Source organism: Niveibacterium sp. COAC-50 (genome assembly GCF_013184235.1).
Classification (GTDB): Bacteria; Pseudomonadota; Gammaproteobacteria; order Burkholderiales; family Rhodocyclaceae; genus Niveibacterium; species Niveibacterium microcysteis.
In genome coordinates this window covers 643,237-662,697 of sequence record NZ_JABCJM010000001.1, presented here as the reverse complement: position 1 = coordinate 662,697, position 19,461 = coordinate 643,237, and the positions used below count along the sequence as shown (strand labels likewise).

The window sequence follows — 19,461 nt, the reverse complement described above, 5'->3', positions numbered from 1 at the left end:
TAGCGAAGCGTGTCGCGAGGCCGGCTGATGGCGCTGCACCACATCGAATTCTTCGTCGGCGTCGTATTGCTTTGTGGCGCGATGGCGCTCGTCTACATGTCGCTGCGCTCAAGCGGTGTCTTCGATCGAGCGTCGGCGCCCTATCGTCTGCAGGCCCGCTTCGAGCAGATCGGTGGCCTGCGCCCGCAAGCGCCAGTAAAGGCCGCCGGGGTCGTCGTTGGGCGTGTACGCGGGATTCGATATGACGGTGCAGCGGGCATCGCGGTCGTCGAGATCGACATGGACGCTCGCTACCGTTTCCCGGCCGATACGCGGGTGAGCATCCGCAACGCCGGCCTGCTGGGCGAGCAGCACCTCGCGCTGTCGCCGGGCAGCGCCTCGACGCAGCTCTCCGGCGGCGACACGATTTCACGTACGCAGTCGGCGCTGGTGCTAGAGGATCTCGTCGGGCGGCTCTTGTATGACAAGGCTCAGGCGTCCTCGACCGGGCGTTGAACGCGCGAGCCAAAGCACGAAAAAAGGGGCCGCACGGCCCCTTTGCTTCCTTACGCTCAGCGTCGGATCACGGATAAAGACCGCGCTCTTCGCGTGCCTGCAGGATCCGCGTGCAGGCCACGACGAACGCCGCTGTGCGGATCGAGATGCGATGCTCCTGTGCGGTATCCCAGATCTTGCGGAAGGCTTCGGACATTATGCGTTCGAGCCGCATGTTGATCTCGTCCTCGCTCCAGAAGAAGCTCGCGATGTCCTGCACCCATTCGAAGTACGACACCGTGACGCCGCCCGCGTTGGCGATCACATCGGGTATCACCAGCACGCCCTTGTTGGTGAGGATATCGTCGGCCTCAGGCACCGTCGGGCCATTCGCGCCTTCGAGCACGACACGCGTCTTGATCCGCTTGGCGCGCTCCGGCGTGATCTGGCCTTCGAGAGCAGCCGGGATCAGGAACTCGGTCTCGACGTCCCAGAACTGTTCGTTCGGGATCACCTCTGCACCCGGACATTTCGCAATGCCGCCATCGCGGCGCAAGGTCGCCATCAACTCGGCGATGTCGAGGCCGTTCGGGTTGTAGATCGTGCCGGTGTGATCCTGCACCGCAACGATCTTCGCGCCATTGCCGGCGAAGAGTTCAGCCGCCGCGCTGCCAACGTTGCCAAAGCCCTGCACCGCGATGCGCGCGCCGTTGATCTGCAGATCGATGCGACGAGCCACTTCGCGCCCGATCACGAAGACCCCGCGGCCGGTGGACTTCAAACGGCCCAGCGAACCACCCAGTTCGATCGGTTTGCCGGTCACCACACCCGTCGCCGTAGCGCCGACGTTCATCGAGTAGGTGTCCATCATCCACGCCATGATCTGCGCGTTGGTGTTCACATCCGGCGCCGGGATGTCCTTGTCCGGCCCGATGATCAGCCCGATCTCGCTGGTGTAGCGGCGCGTGAGCTTCTCGAGTTCCTTCTTCGACAAGGTCTTCGGATCGACCCGGATACCGCCCTTGGCGCCGCCATAAGGCAGATTCACCGCAGCGTTCTTCACCGTCATCCACGCCGACAGCGCCATCACCTCTTCCAGCGTGACATCCGGATGGAAGCGCACGCCGCCCTTGCCGGGGCCGCGCGAGAGGTTGTGCTGCACGCGAAAGCCCTCGAAGTGGCGGATGCTGCCGTCGTCCATCTCGATCGGGATATCGACGATCAGCGCGCGCTTCGGGCGCCGCAGGGTCTCTGCCCAGCGTGCCAGATGGCCCAGATACGGCACCACGCGCTCAACCTGTTCGAGGTATGTCGCCCACGGCCCCCCGGCCGTAGTTGCGACGTATGAAAGCCCGTTCATCATGTCTCCCCCGTTACGGGTGTTGCTTTTGACAACATTTATGAATGGCCCGGCGGGCCACAAAAAGGGCAGGATCACCGCCCTGCGCCGCATTCTGCCGCGCCTCTGGCGCCAAAAACCCAAGACGCGGCGACAGGGACTTGCGAGGATGCGCCGCACGCAGCGCTGCCTCGCAGAGGTATAGTGACTTCGCCTTGGCAGACTGCCGGGGCCGTTATCGACCTGACGACCGCGACATGAACGACGCCCCTTCGCCCGCCTCTTCCACGATTGCCGAGCAACTGGTTGCGCACGGCCGCAACGCACTGCTGCAAACGCTCGACGAAGTTGCGCGCGACAGCGGCTTCAGCCACCCGGAAGCGCTCGAGGGCCTGCGCCGCGGCACGATCGAAAGCCACGACGAACTCGCCGGCCTGCGCGACCGCCGCGGTTTTGAAAACGCACGCGGCCTGACCGCCTCGCGCATCAGCCTGGTGCACGAGGAAGACCTCGAATTCACGATCCGCATCAACGATCTGGCGCGCCGGCTGCGCGAACGCTGCGACCGCGAACTGGGCCGCCTGCACCAGCGCTACATGACGCTGCTGGACCAAAGCGACGACGCTGCGCTGGAGCAGCTACCCGTCGGCCCCGAAACCGCCTGCTGCGGGCTGCGTGCGCTATCCGATGCGGCCGGGCTGGATCCGGCGTCGCGCCTGAAATTGCTAGAACGGATCGAGCCACGCCTGGCGAGCGGCCTCAACGCGCTCTACGCCCAACTCAATCGAGAACTCGAAAGCCGCGGCGTCGAGCCCAAGTCGCTCAGCCGCAGCGGTTCGCAAAGCCCGGCAGCCCCGGCACGCGGCCCCGCGAGCGACGCACATGCCTGGGGTGCCGGCAGCTTCGGTGAGCTGCATCGTGCCGCCGTCACCCGCCTCGGTGCCGGCAACGGCGCGGCGATCGATGCAACGCTCGCCGCTGCAGTGCGCGAACAAGTGCTCGGCTGGCTCGACACCCAGCAAGCCAACGCAGCCTCGGGTGGCGATGTCGCGGCCCTGAGCGGCAGCGATCTTGGCCCCCTGCTCGGCCCGCGCGAACGCGCCGCGGTCGATGCGCTGGAGCATGTTTTCAAGGTCATCGAACAGGATCGCAAGCTCGCCACGCCAATCCGCAGCGCCTTGTCGACGCTGTCGCTGCCGATGATGAAGCTCGCCCTGCTCGATCCGGACATGCTGGAAACCCCGGACCATGCGGCACGTCGGCTCATCAACGCGATCGGCGAATGCGTGCACGGCATGTCGCCTTCGGCCAACGCCGATCACCCGGTTTGCGTGTTCGTCAAAACCGTGACGACCGGCGTGCTGCGTGACTTTGGCCGCGACGCTGCGGTGTTCGAGCGGGCGCTCTCGCGTGTCGAACAGGTGGCTGGCGAACGGCGCGCACTTGCGATCCAGCTCGCTACTGCATCAAACGCACTGGCCGCGCGCGTGGAGCGCGAAGAAGCCGCGCTGCGTTTCGCATCCAAGGCGATCCGCGCACTCGCCAGCGAGGGCGTACCCAACGTCGTGCGCGGCTTCCTCGAGCAGCACTGGCTGCGTGTGCTTCAAACGACACTCGCGGCGCATGGCGACAAGAGCCCCGAATGGCGCAACCAGCTGATGGTGGCTGACCGCCTGATCTGGAGCGTGCAACCGAAAACCACGCCGGAAGAGCGGCAACACTTGCTCAAACTGTTGCCGGAACTGCTTCGCCGTGCGGCAGACGGCCTCGCAATGGTGGGCGTGAGCGAACAGCAGGCGCGCGAGCTGCTGGCGCCGTGCATGCAATTCCACACCGCAGCGATCAACGGCCAGGCGGCGCCGGCCGATGTGCCCTATGCGGCGCCACAACCGACGCTCGAGTTCGGCACTGTTGGCGAAGCGCCGGGCTTGAAGGTGCTGCGACTGAACGGCGCGCCGGGACGTGAGAGCCTGCCGAACGCCGAGCTGGCGACGCTCAAGGCGGGGGACTGGATCGAGTTCTCGCTGCCGGACAACCGGCGGGTGCGCGGCTGCGTCGGCTGGATCGGGCCCGGTCGGCATGCGATTGTGATCTGCGACCCCGACCGTCGCGGCGTCATGGGCGTCACGATGCGGGCACTGGAACGCGAGCTGCAAACGGGTGATGCACGCCGGCTCGACGAAACGCCGCTCTTCGAGGCGGCCTCAGCCGCTGCGCTCAAACGCCTGCGGGGCGCCACGCAGTAGCACAAGCTCTCAAGCTTCCGGTTGTTCGATCCGTAGGTCATCGAATAGCCTTGCCCGATCCGGAATCGCGAGCACGCCGTTGAGCCAAGCGACCTACACCACCGAGCAGATTGCCCGCGCGCAGCGCCTGCGTTTGCGCCGCAGCCTGCTTGCGTTCCTGTTTTACGGCGCCAGTGCAACGGTACTGGCGGTGGCCTGCGGCATCGGGCTCTTCCCGCTGGGCGCCCTGTACATCGTGCTGGTGATGTTCCTGTGCACGCCGGCCTTGTTCGTGGCGTTGATCGCGAGCGGCGCGAACCTGCGCTGGCGCGACCCGTCCCTGACCGAAGCGCAGATCGCGGCCGCCATGCTCAACTGCACGCTGGTACTGACGTTTGCCGGCCCCTTGCGCGGCATCGTGATGCTGGCCTACATCCTTCCGCTGCAGTTCGGCGCCTTCGCGCTTACCACGCCGGTCCTGCTCCGGCTCTGCCTGATCCCTGCCGCTGGCTTGCCGCTTGCAATCGCAGCCAGCCACTGGCTGGGCATGCGTGGCGCTGCGCTGGAACTGGAGCTCGTACAGTGGATGGCATTGATGCTCGTCTTGCCCTTCACCGCGTACGTGGCGGGGCGACTGTTCGATTACAACCGCTACAAGCGCCTGTCTGATCGCGATGAACTGTCCGGCCTCTACAACCGGCGCGCCGCACTGGCCTATCTCGATCAGCTGACGCGCCTCTCCACCCCCAACCAGGTCGCGTTCTGCGTTGCGGTGCTTGATTTCGACCATTTCAAACAGATCAACGACCAGTTCGGCCACGCTGCGGGTGACGAGGTGATCCGCAGCTTCGCCCTGCTTGCCCGCGACACGCTGCGCAAGGGCGACGTGATTGCGCGCTGGGGTGGAGAAGAATTCGTCGTCGTGCTGCATGGTGACTACGAGCAGGCGCAACACAGCATCGAGCGCCTGCGCGAAGCTTGCGCGGGCCAGGTGGTTGAGGCCGTCGGCCGTGCCGTCACCCTCTCGGCGGGGCTTGCCCTGCACCAGCCGGGCGAATCGATCGCCAGCCTGATCGAGCGGGCCGACCGCGCCCTCTATGCCGCCAAACATGCGGGGCGCAACCGCACCGAGCTGGCCGGGCACACGCTGGACCGGCGCCAGGTTGGCACTGCGGCGTAAGGCGCCTCGCCGTCTCCACCCCGCAAGATCCACCGCCTCCGCCGACGCAGGTGGATGACACCCTGGCTAGAGTGCAGCCATCACGACTCAAGGAGCAAGCATGTTCCTGCTACACCCCCAGGTAGAACCGTGGCTCGTCCGCGGCAAGGAAGGCGTCAAGCTCACACTGCTGACCGAGCGCAGCGAGGGGCTCACGGTGATGTTGCGCTGCGAGCCGGACAACGAAGCGCGCTTCATCGACATGACCCATACCGGCCGCGAAGCCGAGTTGCACCGTTTCGAGGCCACCCTGCCATGGGATTCGGGCAACGACCCGACCGTCTACTGCTTCAAGGTCATCGAAGAAGGCAAGCAGTACTGGCTGGCCGGCGATGGCCAGCACCATCGCGTGCCGCATCGCGACCAGATGTTCCGCATCAACCGCGTCGATACGCCGCCGACATGGGTGCGTGATCAGGTTTTCTACCAGATCTTCCCCGACCGCTTCTGCCAGGGCGACCCCTCGCTTGCGGTGCAGACCGGCGAATACACGTACGGCAGCGGCCGCATGAAGGTGGTCGCCAAGCGCTGGGGCGAGCCGGTGAATCCCGAGCTGCCGGCCACCGAGTTCTATGGCGGCGACCTGATCGGCGTGCGCCGCAGCCTCGACTACCTGCAGAACGAGCTCGGCGTGACCGCGCTCTATCTCAACCCAATCTTCGTCTCGGGGAGTAACCACAAGTACGACACCGAGGACTACTTCAACGTCGACCCGCACCTGGGCGGCAATGAGTCCCTCGCCGCGCTGTCCGCCGAGATGAAGTGCCGCGGCATGCGGCTGATCCTCGACGCAGTGGTGAACCACACCGGCACCAACCACCCCTGGTTCAACCTGCACGGCCGGCACGACAGCGTCGGCGCAACGCAGAGCGCGAAGTCACCGTGGCGCGACTGGTACTACTTCGACGAAGCCGGCTACTACTACGGCTGGAACGGTCACAAGTCGCTGCCGGTGTTGGATTTCAGCTCGCAAGGCCTGCGTGACGCGATCTACGCTGGGCCCAATGCGGTGCTGCGGCACTGGATGCGGGCGCCCTACAGCATCGATGGCTGGCGTTTCGACGTGATCCACATGCTGGGTGAAGGCCCTGGCTCGAACAACAACGCCCACTATGTGCGCGAATTCCGCAAAACCCTGCGCGAAGAGAACCCGCAAGCCTATGTGATGGGCGAGCACTTCAACGAGGCCACGCGCTGGCTGCAGGGCGACCAGGAAGACGGCGCGATGAACTACTACGGCTTCGCGCACCCTGTGCGCGAATGGCTGGCCGGCACCGACATCGCGTATCACGCGGCGCGGCTCGATACGGTGGAGTTCGGTGCCTGGCTCGATTCGGCACGCGGCCGCATCCCCTACGACAACCAGCTCACGCAGCTGAACCTGCTCGACAGCCACGACACCGCGCGCTTCTTCACGCTGGTAGGCACCGACACCGAAGCGATGAAGCTCGCCGTGAGCCTGCTCTTTGCCTACCCTGGTGTGCCTTGCATCTACTACGGCGACGAGATCGGCCTAGAAGGTGGTCAGGACCCGGATTGCCGCCGCTGTTTCGACTGGGATCGCAACCACTGGAATCGCGAACTGTTCGAGCACTACAAGGCGCTGATCGCACTGCGCAAGGCACGGCCCGAACTGCGCCACGGCGCCTATCAGACCCTGCTGGCCGAAGGTGACACCTATGCGTTCGCGCGTTACACGAAAGAGTCGGTGTCGGTGTTCGCCCTCAACCGGGGCGATCGCCCGCATGCCGTGCGCCTGCCGCTGTGGGTGCTGCCGCTGCACAAGAAGCACTGGTGCGCGCCTGGCGGCGAGCCGATCGCCAACGAGCCGGGCTGGATCACGACGATCCTGCCGCCCCGCTCGCATGTGATCCTGCTCGGCGAGGATTAAGCCATGGCACGCGTTGCAGTCGCAGGGCTCTATACGTTGGAAACCAACCTGCGTATCGAGGGCTTTCCGCTCCCCTACTACCCGGTCACCTACCCCTTTCACGGCATCACGCAGGCGCATGCCGGCGTCGGGCTGAACGTCGGTGTCGCACTGGCGGGCCTCGACCATGAAGTCAGGCTCGCCACGTTGATCGGGCAGGATGAACCGGGCGACAACCTGCTCGCCGCCCTGCCCCGCTTCGGGCTGGATGGCGGCCACGTCGCGCGGATCGCTTCGGCCACTTCGCAGTCGGTGATCCTCGTCGCACCGGACGGCAATCGCCAGATCCACTGTGACCTGAAAGACCTGCAAGAGAATCACTATCCGCAGGACAAGGTCGACAGCCTGCTCGCCGACGCCGCTCTGGCGGTGGTGTGCAACATCAACTTCGCACGCCCCTTGCTCGCCGCGGCGCGCGAACGCGGCATCCCGATCGCCACGGATGTGCATGCGCTCAGCAACTTTGACGACGCGTACAACCGCGACTTCATGGCCGCGGCGGACATTCTGTTCCTGTCACACGAGCAGTTGCCCTGCGCACCGCAGGAGGCCATCGCCGCGCTGCGCGCACGCTTCGATCCGCGTGTGCTGGTCGTCGGCCTCGGCGCTGGCGGCGCACTGTTGTCGGAACGCGGTGCCGACGCGCTGCATGTTCCAGCAATCGCACCACGCGGCGTGGTGAACACCATCGGTGCCGGCGACGCGCTGTTCTCCGCCTTCGTCGACCAGACGCTGCGCGGTACCCGTGCCCCGCTTGCGCTTCGTAACGCGGCGCTGTTTGCCGGCACGAAAATCAGCGAGAGTGGCGCAACCTGCGGGCTCATGAACGCAGCGCGCTTCGCCGAAGCGATCGCTGCCACCTACTGAGGCGCAGGCGCCCACCCCGTCACCGATTGATTGATCTGGATTCACCGCATGGCCCGTATCACCCCGGTTGCCGCCCGCATTGCGACCAAGGCGCACTTCTTCGTCAGCGGATTGCTGTTTGCCACCTGGGGCGTGCATGTGCCCACGGTCAAGGCGCATTACCTGCTGTCCGAATCGGCACTCGCCGGCCTGATGCTGGCCTCCGGCATCGGCGCCCTGATTGCGCTGACTCGGGTCGGCCATTGGGTCGCACAGCATGGCGCGCGGCCGGTCGTGACGGTGGGCGGCGTGGCCGTCGCCGCGCCGCTGGTATTGCTGCTCGGGATGCCTGGCTATCTCGCAATGCTCGCGCTGATGTTCGCATTCGGGCTTGCGACCGGCGCCTTCGACGTCGCGATGAATGCGGAAGCGGTGGCAGTCGAGCACGCCTATGCGCGGCCGATCATGTCCTCCTTCCATGGTTTCTTCAGCCTTGGTGGCATGGTCGGCGCCGGCATCGGCAGCCTGGTCGCGGCCGCGGGTGTCGCGCCGACAACGCACCTTCTGCTCGCCGGCATCGGCGGCGGCGCGGTGATCCTGATCGCAAGCCGCTGGATGCTGCCGGATGAAGCCACTCATTCCCCGGACGAGCCAAGTGGCGGCTTCAGCCTGCCCCCGGGGCCGATTCTGCTGCTCGGCTTGCTGGCTGCCCTCGGTCTGGTGGGCGAAGGCGCGATGTACGACTGGAGCACGCTCTACATGGCCAAGGAGCTGGGCAGCCCGCAGGCTCAGGCGGCCCTGGCCTACGGCGCCTTCTCCGCGGCAATGGCCACCGCGCGCTTCGGCGGCGACTGGGTGCGCGCGCATGTGGGGCCGGAACCGCTGCTGCGCGCCTCTGCCTGGCTTGCCGCAGCCGCGATGAGCGCCGCCTTGCTGATCGCCCAACCCTGGGCCGCTTTGCTCGGTTTCGCGCTGGTCGGCATCGGATTCGCCAACGTCGTACCCGTGCTCTTCACCGCGGCAGCCCGGATTCCCGGCATCACACCGGCCCGCGGTATCGCTGGCGTTTCCAGCTGTGGCTACCTCGGCTTCATGATCGGCCCGCCGGTAATCGGGGCGATTGCGCAGCACTGGGGCCTTGGCGTCGGGCTCTTCGTCGTTGCCGTGTTTGCCGCGCTCGTCGCGCTGCTGACCACGCGGGCGCTTCGACCACGAAGCGAAACTGCCGATCAACGCTGAACAACCACCACTGGCATTGCATACAGTTCCGATACTGTATAAGCTTCCAGCTATACGTTGTTCAAAGCCCTCACCGGAGACCCGCCATGATCCGCATGCCCCGCACCCTGACCTCCTCAGCCCTGCGTGCTCCGCTGCGCGCCTGTGACGCCGCCCTGAGCCTGCGAGCCCTGGCAATGCTGGATGTGGTTCGCCGCCGCGGCCGCACCTGGGGCCTGCTCGCCACTTACGAAGAAGGCCGGCTCGGCCTGCGTTGAACCCCTTCGGGCGAGGCGCAAGGGCCTCACCGCCCCGGCCCGCGGCAACGATCTGAGTACGCCGCGTTCGACCATCGCGGCCGAACACGCTAAAATTCACGCCGTCATTGGGGAGTAGCCGCCCTTCGCGCCAGCGGAGGGGCCTGCGTCAACACACTTGGCCCACCCGGCCATGGCGCAGGCGGTTCCCGTACTTGGCAAGACCATTGACCACGACGCTGCCGGACTGGCCGGGGCGCGCGTGGTCATTGGATCCGCCGGCCAGGGAGTTCAAATTGGAAGCCTTCCTCATCTCGACGGGCGTCGTCGCCCTGGCCGAAATCGGCGACAAGACGCAGCTGCTCGCCTTCATCCTCGCCGCAAAATTCCGTCGCCCCGTACCGATCGTGCTCGGCATACTCGTCGCCACGCTCGCCAACCACGCTGGCGCCGGCGCGCTGGGCGCCTGGATCACCTCACTCGTCAGCCCCGGAGTGATGCGTTGGGTGCTCGGCGTGTCCTTCATCGCGATGGCCGCCTGGATCCTGGTGCCGGATGAATTCGATGAAGACGACGCCAAGCTCGCGCGCTACGGCGTCTTCACCACAACGCTGATCGCGTTCTTCCTCGCCGAGATGGGCGACAAGACGCAGATCGCCACCGTCGCGCTGGCCGCGCAATACAAGTCTGTCGTGATGGTCGTGGCCGGCACCACGCTGGGCATGATGCTCGCCAACGTGCCTGCAGTGATCCTCGGCGACCGCATCGCGAACCGCATCCCGGTTCGCGTCGTGCATGGCGTCGCCGCCGCGATCTTCGCCGTGCTCGGTGTCGCCACCTTGTTGGGTGCCGGCGAACGTTTCGGCTTCTGAGTCTGTAACGCGCGGGGCGCCGCAGCGCCCCGCCTTCCGGAGGTAGCGCATGTCCATCGAACGCACACCGATCCGTCGTGGCGGCATCAAGTCCGCTGGCTACGATCGCAGCGCGCGGGTGCTGGAAATCGAATTCGACAATGGATCGGTGATCCAGCACACCGGCGTCGGCGACGAGATCGCCCGCCGATTCTTGTCCAGCGGCTCGCCGGCAAGCTACTACCGCGACAACATCCAGGACGAATTCACGCAGCGCCGTGTGAAATGACGCTCACCAGCTGAGCGGGTCGAGCCGGTAGTAACACGCGAGTTGTTCGTAGAGCGCTGGGTATTCCTCCTGCAACGCGGCGGGCAGTTCGAAGAACACCTCGGTTGCGACGGCAAAGAACTCTCCGGGGCTCGTCGCAGCGTAGGCGCGTAGCACGCTGGGCTCACCCACGCCAAGCCGCGCCTGAAGCTGTGCGTACGCGGCATTGAAGACCGACGACCATTCGCGGTAGCGCCGCCGTGAGGGCAGGACCGGTGCACCGTTCGCGGAACCGGTCTCCTGATCGAGTTGGTGGGCAAATTCGTGCAGCACGACGTTGTGCCCGTCCTCGTGCTCCGCCGCCCCCTCCACCGTGTCATGCCAGGACAGCACGACCTGGCCGCGCGCCCAGGATTCGCCAACACGCCCTTCGCGCTTTTCGGTGACCAAGCCGCTCGCATCGACCTGCCGCGTCGGCACCTCGAATGCCGCCGGATACACCAGAATTTCATGCAGACCCGGGTAGTAATCCGTCGGCCGATTCAGCAGCAACAGGCAGGCCTGCGCCGCAATCGTGACGCGGATGACGTCGTTGATCTCCAGCCCAGCGCAGCCGACGAAGGACTTCTCGTCGAGAAACACCTGGATGTGCTGCTTCAACTGCAGTTGGAGGTCTGCCGGCAAGCGGCGGAAGTACGGCACGCGCCAGCGCAGGATCTCACGCCAGGCATCGGGAAACGGCCGCGCGCGCACCGCGCTGCGGCGACGCTCAACCAGCGAGGGCCACATTCCGATCCATACCGCGAGGCCCAGGGCGAGCGCCGCCAGCAACAGAAACGCCACGATCAGGTCCCGCAAATGCTCGATGAGCGATGAGGGCTATCTGGGCGCGCGCCGCCCGAATTCAAGCACCGCCCCCGGCGAAGTCTCATTTCCGGCAGCGCGCTGGCGCACGCGCCGCAAGCGGACGCTCAGAGGAAGCGGTCGAGCAGCCTGCGCGAATGCCGGTCCAGCGCCTGTGGATCGCGGATCAGGAACTGGATGCCGTGGCTGTCGGCGATCAGCATCGTCGAGCCCGCCAGACGGCGGATGTCTTCCTCGCCGCGCAGGATGAACTGCGTCTCCCCGCGGTCGGTCTCGACCGTCCAGGTGGACGGCGTCGCGAAGGTCGACACGCTGATGAGCCGGCGGATTTCGGGCACGAATTCACGGCTGCCCAGTTCGGTCTCCACCATCTCGCGCACCGTCGGCGGCAGATCGCCCAGCCGATCGACCCAGGCGAGTTCATGGCCATCCTGGCTGACCAGCGAGAGCCCGTCCTCCGGCGCTGCGATGGGAAACGCGCGCACCGGCACCACATTCTCATGCCGCTCGCCGGCTGCATCAGTCAGCACCAGTCGCCCGAAGGCATTGCGTTCAAGTTGCCAGTCGATCATGGCGCTCATTCCTCAAGGTGCGTTTCGGCGTTGCGGGCCTGGGCCTGGTAGAGCCGCCAGTAGGCGCCTTGCTTTTCCATCAGCTCGTCGTGATGGCCCACCTCGACGATCTGGCCGCGGTCCATCACCACCAGCCTGTCGGCCTTGCGCAGCGTGGACAGGCGGTGCGCAATCGCAATCGTGGTGCGCCCTTGAACCAGGTTGTCCAGCGCCCGCTGGATCTCGCGCTCGGTCTCGGTATCAACCGAGGCGGTCGCTTCGTCGAGGATCAGCATGCGCGGGTTGATCAGCAGCGCGCGTGCAATCGAGATGCGCTGACGCTCGCCGCCAGAGAGCCCCTGGCCGCGTTCGCCCACGAGCGAGTCGTAGCCCTGCGGCAGGCGCAGGATGAATTCGTGCGCATGGGCCGCGCGCGCCGCTGCGATGATCTCGGCGCGCGTCGCGTCCGGCTTGCCGTAGGCGATGTTTTCCGCGATCGTGCCAAAGAACAGGAAGGGCTCCTGCAGTACGAGGCCGATGTTGCGGCGGTAGTCGGCCACCGGCAGCGAACGGGTATCTACGCCATCGACGCGGATAGCGCCCTCGCTGACGTCGTAGAAGCGGCAGATCAGGTTCACCAACGTGCTCTTGCCCGAACCGCTGTGACCGACCAGGCCGATCATCTCGCCCGGCTTGATCGTCAGCGAAAGGCCGCGGATCACCGAGCGATTGCCGTAGCGGAAGCCGATGTCGCGCATCTCGATCTCGCCGCGCACGGTCTCCAGACGCACCGGATTGGTCGGTTCCGGCACGTTGGACACATGATCCAGCACGTCGAAGATGCGTTTGGCGCCGGCAGCGGCCTTCTGCGTCACCGACACGATGCGGCTCATCGAATCCAGCCGGCCATAGAAGCGGCCGATGTAGGCGAGGAAGGCCGTCAGCGTACCCACCGTGATCTCGCTCTTCGAGACCTGCCAGATGCCGAACGCCCACACCACAAGCAGGCCGATCTCGGTCAGCAGCGACACCGTCGGCGAGAACAGCGACCAGGTCTTGTTGAGTCGATCGTTGATCAGCAGATTGTGGCGGTTGGCTTCGCGGAAGCGCTTCGCTTCGCGCTGCTCCTGCGCAAACGCCTTGACGACACGGATGCCGGGAATCGTGTCGGTGAGGATGTTGGTGACCTCCCCCCACACCCGGTCGATCTTCTCGAAGCCGGTACGCAGACGGTCGCGCACCAGGTGAATCATCCAGCCGATGAATGGCAAGGGCAGCAGCGTGACGAGGGCGAGGGCCGGATTGATGCTGAACAGGATCACCGCAGTCATGGTGATCATCAGTACGTCGGTGATGAAGTCCAGCGCGTGCAGCGACAGGAACACGCTGATGCGGTCCGATTCCGAGCCAATCCGCGAGATCAGGTCGCCGGTGCGCTTTCCGCCGAAGTATTCGAGCGAGAGTTGCAACAGGTGTTCAAAGGTTGTCGTGCGCAGGTCGGCGCTGATGCGCTCCGAGGCCAGTGCGAGGATGTACGTCTTGGCCCAGCCCAGCGACCACGACACCATCGCCGCAGCGAACAGCCCGCCAAGGTAGAGCGCCACTTTGCCCGGCTCGATGTGCTGGCCGTTCTGGAACGGGATCAGTACCTCGTCCATCAGGGGCATGTACAGGTAGGGCGATACAAGCGTCGCGGCCGTCGCGCCCAGCATCAGCAGGAAGCCCGCCAGCAATTGGCCCTGGTAGGGGCGTGCGAATCGCCACAGGCGGAACAGCGTCCAGGTGGAGGGCGGCGTGTGCAGCTCGCGGGTACAGATCGGGCACTCGTCCTCGTCCGGCGGCAGCGGCGTGTTGCAGGTCGGGCAAATGTCTTCGCCATCGTGCTCGACGGGCTTGCCGGTGAGCAGCAACTGCAATTGCGCGTCGAACTGGTCAATCACTCGCAGCGCCGCGACGTTCTGCCCCAACGTATAGCGCCAGCTTGCGAGCAGCGACGTGGCGTCACGCAGCTCCAGCGTGCCGACACCGGCATGGTCGTGGTGCAGCAGCGCGAGCCCCTCGCGCAAAGGCCAGCCCCGCCACTCGGAATCGCCGGGCGCGCGCGCGAGCAGGCGGCGATCAGTCATCGCGACAAGGCCGGATGCGAAGCGCAGGCGCGCGTCGAGGTCAACCTCAACCGCCGCGAGAACGTTCTCTCCCCGTTCAAGCTGCCCTGACAGCGCCTCGCGCCAGACCTCGGGAACTGCGTTGCGTGCGGTATCCGCGGCGAGTGGTTCAATCGTCATGTGGGGCTGTTCGGCAGGCGCCTGAGTTGTGAATGGGCTGGATCGCCCGGGAAACCGGGCAAAACGTATGGCACGGCAATCCGGTTGACCGCGGTCTTTTCCCGGTCTTCTGAGCGTGCGAGCGGGAGAGAAACGCACAATTGCGATATTCTGGCGGGTCGGAACTTCCCACCCAGCCAGATGGCAAGGAAGTATACCGCACCGGCCCCCGCGCCCTCACGCGCGGAGGTATTCGGGCACAAGCCCGGAACACGAGGCGAAGCGACCTCGGAAATGGTCCTGGTGGCAAGGCCGACCGGGACTCACGACTGGAACATGAAGAAGAAAGACATCACGTTTCTTCGCGTCACGCATCTGCGCGGCCCGAACATCTGGACCTACCGACCAGTCATCGAAGCCTGGCTGGATATCGGTGCGTTCGAACAGCACCCGTCAAACACCCTGCCTGGTTTTGTCGATCGCCTGATCGCCTGGCTACCCGGCCTTGCCGTGCATCGCTGCGGCGTGGGCGAACCGGGCGGGTTCATCCAGCGGCTCAACGAAGGCACCTGGATCGGGCATGTGCTCGAGCACGTCGTGCTGGAGTTGCAGAACCTCGCCGGCATGCGCACCGGGTTCGGCAAGACGCGCCAGACGGCCGAAGGCAGTGGTATCTACAAGATGGCCTTCCGCACCCGCAATGAGCAAGTCGGCCGCGCCGCACTGGAAGCGGGTCGCGAATTGGTGCTGTCAGCCGTCGAAGATCGCCCGTACGACCTTGCCGCCACTGTCGAACGCCTGACGGACATGGTCGATTCGCTGTGCCTCGGCCCCAGCACGGCATGCATCGTCGATGCTGCAACCGATCGGCGCATCCCGTCGATCCGGCTGAACGAAGGCAACCTCGTCCAGCTGGGCTACGGCGCGCGCCAGCGCCGAATCTGGACCGCCGAGACCGACCGCACCTCCGCGATCGCGGAGAGCATTTCCAGCGACAAGGATCTGACCAAGAGCCTGCTGGCATCCTGCGGCGTGCCGGTGCCGCAGGGCCGCATCGTCGATAGCGCCGAAGACGCCTGGGAAGCGGCCGAAGATGTGGGCCTGCCGGTCGTCGTCAAACCGGTCGATGGCAACCACGGCCGCGGCGTCTCGCTCGACCTGTCGCGTCGTGAAGACATTGAAGCCGCCTACGCGCTCGCGCTCGAACACGGCAGCGAGGTGATCGTCGAGCGCTTCATCCGCGGCAACGAGCACCGCTTGCTGGTCGTCGGCAACAAGGTCGTCGCCGTTGCGCGCGGTGAAGAGGCATGGGTCACCGGCGACGGTAAATCCACGATCCTCGAACTGATCGATTCACAGCTGAATACCGATCCGCGTCGCGGCCTCACCGAGGAATTCCCGCTCAACAAGATCATTGTCGCGAACGATGCCGCGATCCAGCTCGATCTGACGCGCCAGGGTTTCACGCCCGACTCGGTGCCCGCCGAGGGCAAGCGCGTGCTGATCCAGCGTAACGGCAACGTCGCCTTCGACTGCACCGACGAGCTGCACCCGGAACTCGCAGAAGTCGTCGCGCTCGCCGCCCGCGTCGTTGGCCTCGACATCGCCGGCGTCGATCTCGTCGCGGAAGACATCTCGCGCCCGCTCAGCGGGCAGGATGCCGCCGTGGTCGAAGTCAATGCCGGCCCAGGCCTGCTGATGCACCTGAAACCGGCCCAGGGCCAGCCGCGCCCGGTGGGCGTTGCGATTGTCGACCACTTGTTCAGCCCATCCGATTCGGGCCGTGTGCCGCTGATCGGTGTGACCGGTCGCCAGGGCACGACGCAGATCGCCCGCCTGATCGCTTGGCTGGTGCGGCTCTCTGGCCGTCACGTCGGCCTCGCGTGCAATGATGGTCTGTTCCTCGATCGCCGCCAGGTCGACCGCCGCAACGGCGTCAATTTCGAATCCGGGCAGCGCCTGCTGATGAACCGCAATGTGGACGCCGCGGTGTTTGAGCACAGCGGTGAATCGATCCTGCGTGAAGGCCTGCCCTACGATCGCTGCACGATCGGCGTCGTCACCGATGTATCCGGCTTCGAATCGCTCGGCGAGTTCTACATCGACGACGCGGACAAGCTGGTCAACGTGCTGCGCACTCAGATCGACGTGATCCTGCCGGACGGCTTCGCAGTGCTAAACGCGGCCGACGCAAAAGTGGCAGAGCTCGCCCCGCTGTGCGATGGCGCGGTGATCTTCTACGGTCTGTCGGAAACGCTGCCCGCTATCGTCGCGCATCGCGCCGCCGGCGGCCGCGCGGTGTTCGCGCGCGATGGCCGGGTCTTCCTCGCCACCGGCGCCGAAGAAGAGCGCCTGGACGAACTGGCGATGCTGCCCGCGCCGGACACCGGCACGCTGCAAGCCGAGAACATCCTCGCTGCGGTCGGCGCAGCCTGGGCCCTTGAAATGTCGCCCGACCTGATCGGCGCCGGCATCGAAACCTTCGAAGCCGAGCAAACCGCCGCTCGGGCACGCGCACATTGAACGACGGTCGCCCAGACGACTGCGACAGATACAGGAAGATCGCTTGATGGAAGTTTCCCGCATCCGGGCCCTGCGTGGCCCGAACCTGTGGAGCCGCCACACTTCGATCGAGGCCATCGTTGCCTGCAAAGGGCCCGAGACCGAGATCGACACCATTCCCGGCTTTGAGGCGCGCCTGCGCGCGCGCTTCCCGGATCTTGGCCAACTGCAGCCGCGTGGCCACAGCACCTCGGTCGCGATGGCACATGTGCTGGAAGCCGCCGCACTGAGCCTGCAAGCGCAGGCGGGCTGCCCGGTCACCTTCAGCCGCTGTCACGCCACGCTGGAAACCGGCGTGTATCAAGTGGTCGTCGAGTATTCGGAAGAAGCGGTCGGCCGCCTCGCACTGGAGCTTGCCGAAACGCTGATCCAGGCCGCGGTGGATGACACACCGTTTGATCTCGCCAGCGCGCTGGCACGTCTGCGCGAAGTCGACGAGGACGTGCGACTCGGCCCGTCCACCGGCTCCATCGTGCAAGCCGCCGTCGAGCGCGGCATCCCGTTCCGCCGGCTGACCGAAGGCAGCCTGGTCCAGTTCGGCTGGGGTTCCAAGCAACGTCGCATCCAAGCTGCCGAGATGGATACGACGAGCGCGATCGCCGAATCGATTGCGCAGGACAAGGAGCTGACCAAGCGCCTGCTGCTTGCCGCCGGCGTGCCGGTGCCGGTGGGCCGCCCGGTCGCGGATATCGAGGACGCCTGGGTTGCTGCACAGGAAATCGGCCTGCCGGTCGTCGTCAAACCGCAGGACGGCAACCAGGGCAAGGGTGTCACCGTCAACATCACCAGCCGTGAACAGCTGGAGATGGCCTACAAGGTGGCTTGCGAATTCCGCGACGACATCATGGTCGAGCGCTACCTGCCCGGCTACGACTACCGCCTGCTGGTGGTGGGCGACAAGCTGGTGGCTGCCGCACGGCGCGATCCGCCCTTCGTCATTGGCGACGGCGTGCATACGGTGCGCCAGCTGGTCGACCAGGTGAACGCCGACCCGCGCCGCGGCGACGGCCACGCCACCTCGCTGACGAAGATCCGCTTTGACGAGATCGCGATTGCGCGTCTCGAAATGCAAGGCCTCACGGCGGAATCCGTGCCGCCCAAGGGCAAACGCGTGGTGCTGCGTAACAACGCCAACCTCTCAACCGGCGGCACCGCCACCGATGTGACCGACGATGTGCATCCGGAAGTCGCCGCGCGCGCAGTGGCCGCGGCCCAGATGGTCGGGCTGGATATCTGCGGCGTGGATGTGGTGTGCGACAGCGTGCTCAAGCCGCTCGAAGAGCAAGGCGGCGGCATGGTCGAAGTGAATGCCGCGCCGGGCCTGCGGATGCACCTGAACCCGTCGTTCGGCAAGGGCCGTGCAGTGGGCGAAGCGATCATCTCCAGCATGTTCCCGAATGGCGAGGATGGCCGCATTCCGGTTGTCGCAGTCACCGGCACCAACGGCAAGACGACCACCGTGCGCCTGATCGCGCATCTGTTCATGGCCAACGGCCAGACGGTCGGCATGACCAACACCGACGGCGTCTACATCCAGGGCCGCCGCATCGACAGCGGCGACTGCTCGGGCCCGAAGAGCGCGCGCAACGTGCTGCTGAACCCAACAGTGGATGCCGCAGTATTCGAAACCGCCCGTGGTGGCGTGCTGCGCGAAGGCCTCGCATTTGATCGCTGCAAGGTCGCGGTGGTGACGAATATCGGCCTTGGTGACCACCTTGGCCTGAACTTCATCACCACGGTGGACGAACTCGCCGTGCTCAAGCGCGTGATCGTGCAAAACGTGGCGCCGGACGGCACTGCTGTGCTCAACGCCGCAGACCCGATCGTCGCCGCCATGGCGGACAACTGCAGCGGCAAGGTCACGTTCTTCGCCGCCGACCGCCATCTGCCTGTGATGGCAACGCACCGCGCACAGGGCAACCGCGTGGTGTACGTCGATGGCGATGCGATCGTCGCAGCCGAAGGCATGGTCAAGCATCGCGTGCCACTGGCGGAGATCCCGATCACCCGCAATGGCACGATCGGCTTCCAGGTCGAGAACGTCATGGCCTCGGTGGCCGCTGGCTGGGCCGCCGGGCTCGAGTGGGACGTGATCCGCAAGGGGCTCGCCACCTTCATGAACGACTCGGACAACGCACCGGGCCGCTTCAACGTGTTCGATTACCGCGGCGCGACGCTGATCGCCGATTACGGCCACAACCCGGACGCGATGAGCGCACTGGTGAACGCCGTGGAAGCCATGCCGGGCAAGCGCCGCAGCGTGGTTATCAGCGGCGCCGGCGACCGCCGCGACGAGGACATCCGCCAGCAGACGGAGATCCTCGGCAAGGCCTTCGACGATGTGCTGCTGTATCAGGACGCCTGTCAGCGCGGTCGTGCCGATGGCGAAGTGATCGGACTGCTGCGCGAAGGCCTGGTCGGCGCCCCACGCACCACCCACGTCGAGGAAATCACCGGCGAATTCATCGCGATCGACAAAGCCCTCGCCCGCCTGCAACCCGGTGATCTGTGCCTGATCCTGGTGGACCAGGTCGAGGAGGCGCTTGCCCACATCGCCAAGCGGATCGCCGAAGGCTGAAGCCTGCTAGCATTG

The 19,461-nt window shown here is 65.8% G+C and carries 15 protein-coding genes and 1 riboswitch; of the genes, 11 read left to right on the top strand and 4 right to left on the bottom strand.

The window, feature by feature from the left end; genetic code table 11:
- The first annotated feature begins 27 nt into the window (after positions 1–27).
- The gene (gene mlaD / locus HH302_RS03020) at positions 28–495 is read left to right on the top strand and encodes an outer membrane lipid asymmetry maintenance protein MlaD (RefSeq protein WP_172198028.1); all 468 of its coding nucleotides are present in this window, start codon (positions 28–30) and stop codon (positions 493–495) included.
- 67 nt (positions 496–562) lie between these two features.
- Here the strand turns inward: mlaD and HH302_RS03015 are convergent, their stop codons facing one another.
- Entirely contained in the window at positions 563–1,837 is a 1,275-nt protein-coding gene (locus tag HH302_RS03015; RefSeq protein WP_172198026.1) for a Glu/Leu/Phe/Val dehydrogenase, read from the bottom strand.
- 233 nt (positions 1,838–2,070) lie between these two features.
- Here HH302_RS03015 and HH302_RS03010 point away from each other — a divergent pair, with 233 nt between their 5' ends.
- The 8 genes from HH302_RS03010 (at position 2,071) to HH302_RS02975 (ending at position 10,648) form a co-directional block, all read left to right on the top strand.
- A complete protein-coding gene (locus HH302_RS03010) occupies positions 2,071–4,059 on the top strand; it encodes a DUF1631 family protein (protein WP_172198023.1) in 1,989 nt (662 codons plus the stop codon).
- 79 nt (positions 4,060–4,138) lie between these two features.
- Entirely contained in the window at positions 4,139–5,218 is a 1,080-nt protein-coding gene (locus tag HH302_RS03005; RefSeq protein ID WP_172198020.1) for a GGDEF domain-containing protein, read from the top strand.
- A 100-nt stretch (positions 5,219–5,318) separates the two neighbouring features.
- Positions 5,319–7,148 (top strand): maltodextrin glucosidase, encoded by a 1,830-nt coding sequence (malZ, locus tag HH302_RS03000; RefSeq protein ID WP_172198017.1) that lies wholly within the window; start codon positions 5,319–5,321, stop codon positions 7,146–7,148.
- A 3-nt stretch (positions 7,149–7,151) separates the two neighbouring features.
- Positions 7,152–8,054 (top strand): carbohydrate kinase family protein, encoded by a 903-nt coding sequence (locus HH302_RS02995; protein WP_172198014.1) that lies wholly within the window; start codon positions 7,152–7,154, stop codon positions 8,052–8,054.
- Between the two features lie 48 nt (positions 8,055–8,102).
- The gene (locus HH302_RS02990) at positions 8,103–9,272 is read left to right on the top strand and encodes an MFS transporter (protein WP_172198011.1); all 1,170 of its coding nucleotides are present in this window, start codon (positions 8,103–8,105) and stop codon (positions 9,270–9,272) included.
- A gap of 86 nt (positions 9,273–9,358) precedes the next feature.
- On the top strand, positions 9,359–9,529 hold the full coding sequence (locus HH302_RS02985; protein WP_172198008.1) for a hypothetical protein: 171 nt from the start codon (positions 9,359–9,361) through the stop codon (positions 9,527–9,529).
- Between the two features lie 97 nt (positions 9,530–9,626).
- A riboswitch (yybP-ykoY riboswitch) is annotated at positions 9,627–9,800 on the top strand.
- A gap of 4 nt (positions 9,801–9,804) precedes the next feature.
- Entirely contained in the window at positions 9,805–10,380 is a 576-nt protein-coding gene (locus HH302_RS02980) for a TMEM165/GDT1 family protein (RefSeq protein WP_172198005.1), read from the top strand.
- Between the two features lie 49 nt (positions 10,381–10,429).
- The gene (locus HH302_RS02975) at positions 10,430–10,648 is read left to right on the top strand and encodes a KTSC domain-containing protein (protein WP_172198002.1); all 219 of its coding nucleotides are present in this window, start codon (positions 10,430–10,432) and stop codon (positions 10,646–10,648) included.
- A 3-nt stretch (positions 10,649–10,651) separates the two neighbouring features.
- Here HH302_RS02975 and HH302_RS02970 read toward each other — a convergent pair whose 3' ends face one another.
- The 3 genes from HH302_RS02970 to HH302_RS02960 all read right to left on the bottom strand — a co-directional run bounded on the left by HH302_RS02970 (position 10,652) and on the right by HH302_RS02960 (position 14,327).
- Positions 10,652–11,470 carry a M90 family metallopeptidase gene (locus tag HH302_RS02970; RefSeq protein WP_216661746.1) on the bottom strand — a complete coding sequence of 273 codons (819 nt, stop codon included), beginning with the start codon at positions 11,468–11,470 and terminating at the stop codon, positions 10,652–10,654.
- Between the two features lie 128 nt (positions 11,471–11,598).
- Complete coding sequence (locus HH302_RS02965) at positions 11,599–12,063, bottom strand: DUF1854 domain-containing protein (RefSeq protein WP_253945981.1); 465 nt, start codon at positions 12,061–12,063, stop codon at positions 11,599–11,601.
- 5 nt (positions 12,064–12,068) lie between these two features.
- Positions 12,069–14,327 carry an ABC transporter ATP-binding protein gene (locus HH302_RS02960; protein WP_172197996.1) on the bottom strand — a complete coding sequence of 753 codons (2,259 nt, stop codon included), beginning with the start codon at positions 14,325–14,327 and terminating at the stop codon, positions 12,069–12,071.
- A gap of 315 nt (positions 14,328–14,642) precedes the next feature.
- Here HH302_RS02960 and cphA (HH302_RS02955) point away from each other — a divergent pair, with 315 nt between their 5' ends.
- Entirely contained in the window at positions 14,643–16,829 is a 2,187-nt protein-coding gene (gene cphA / locus HH302_RS02955) for a cyanophycin synthetase (protein ID WP_172197993.1), read from the top strand.
- 46 nt (positions 16,830–16,875) lie between these two features.
- Positions 16,876–19,446: a cyanophycin synthetase gene (gene cphA / locus HH302_RS02950; protein WP_172197990.1), complete on the top strand. Its 2,571-nt coding sequence runs from the start codon at positions 16,876–16,878 to the stop codon at positions 19,444–19,446.
- The last annotated feature ends 15 nt before the right edge of the window (positions 19,447–19,461 follow it).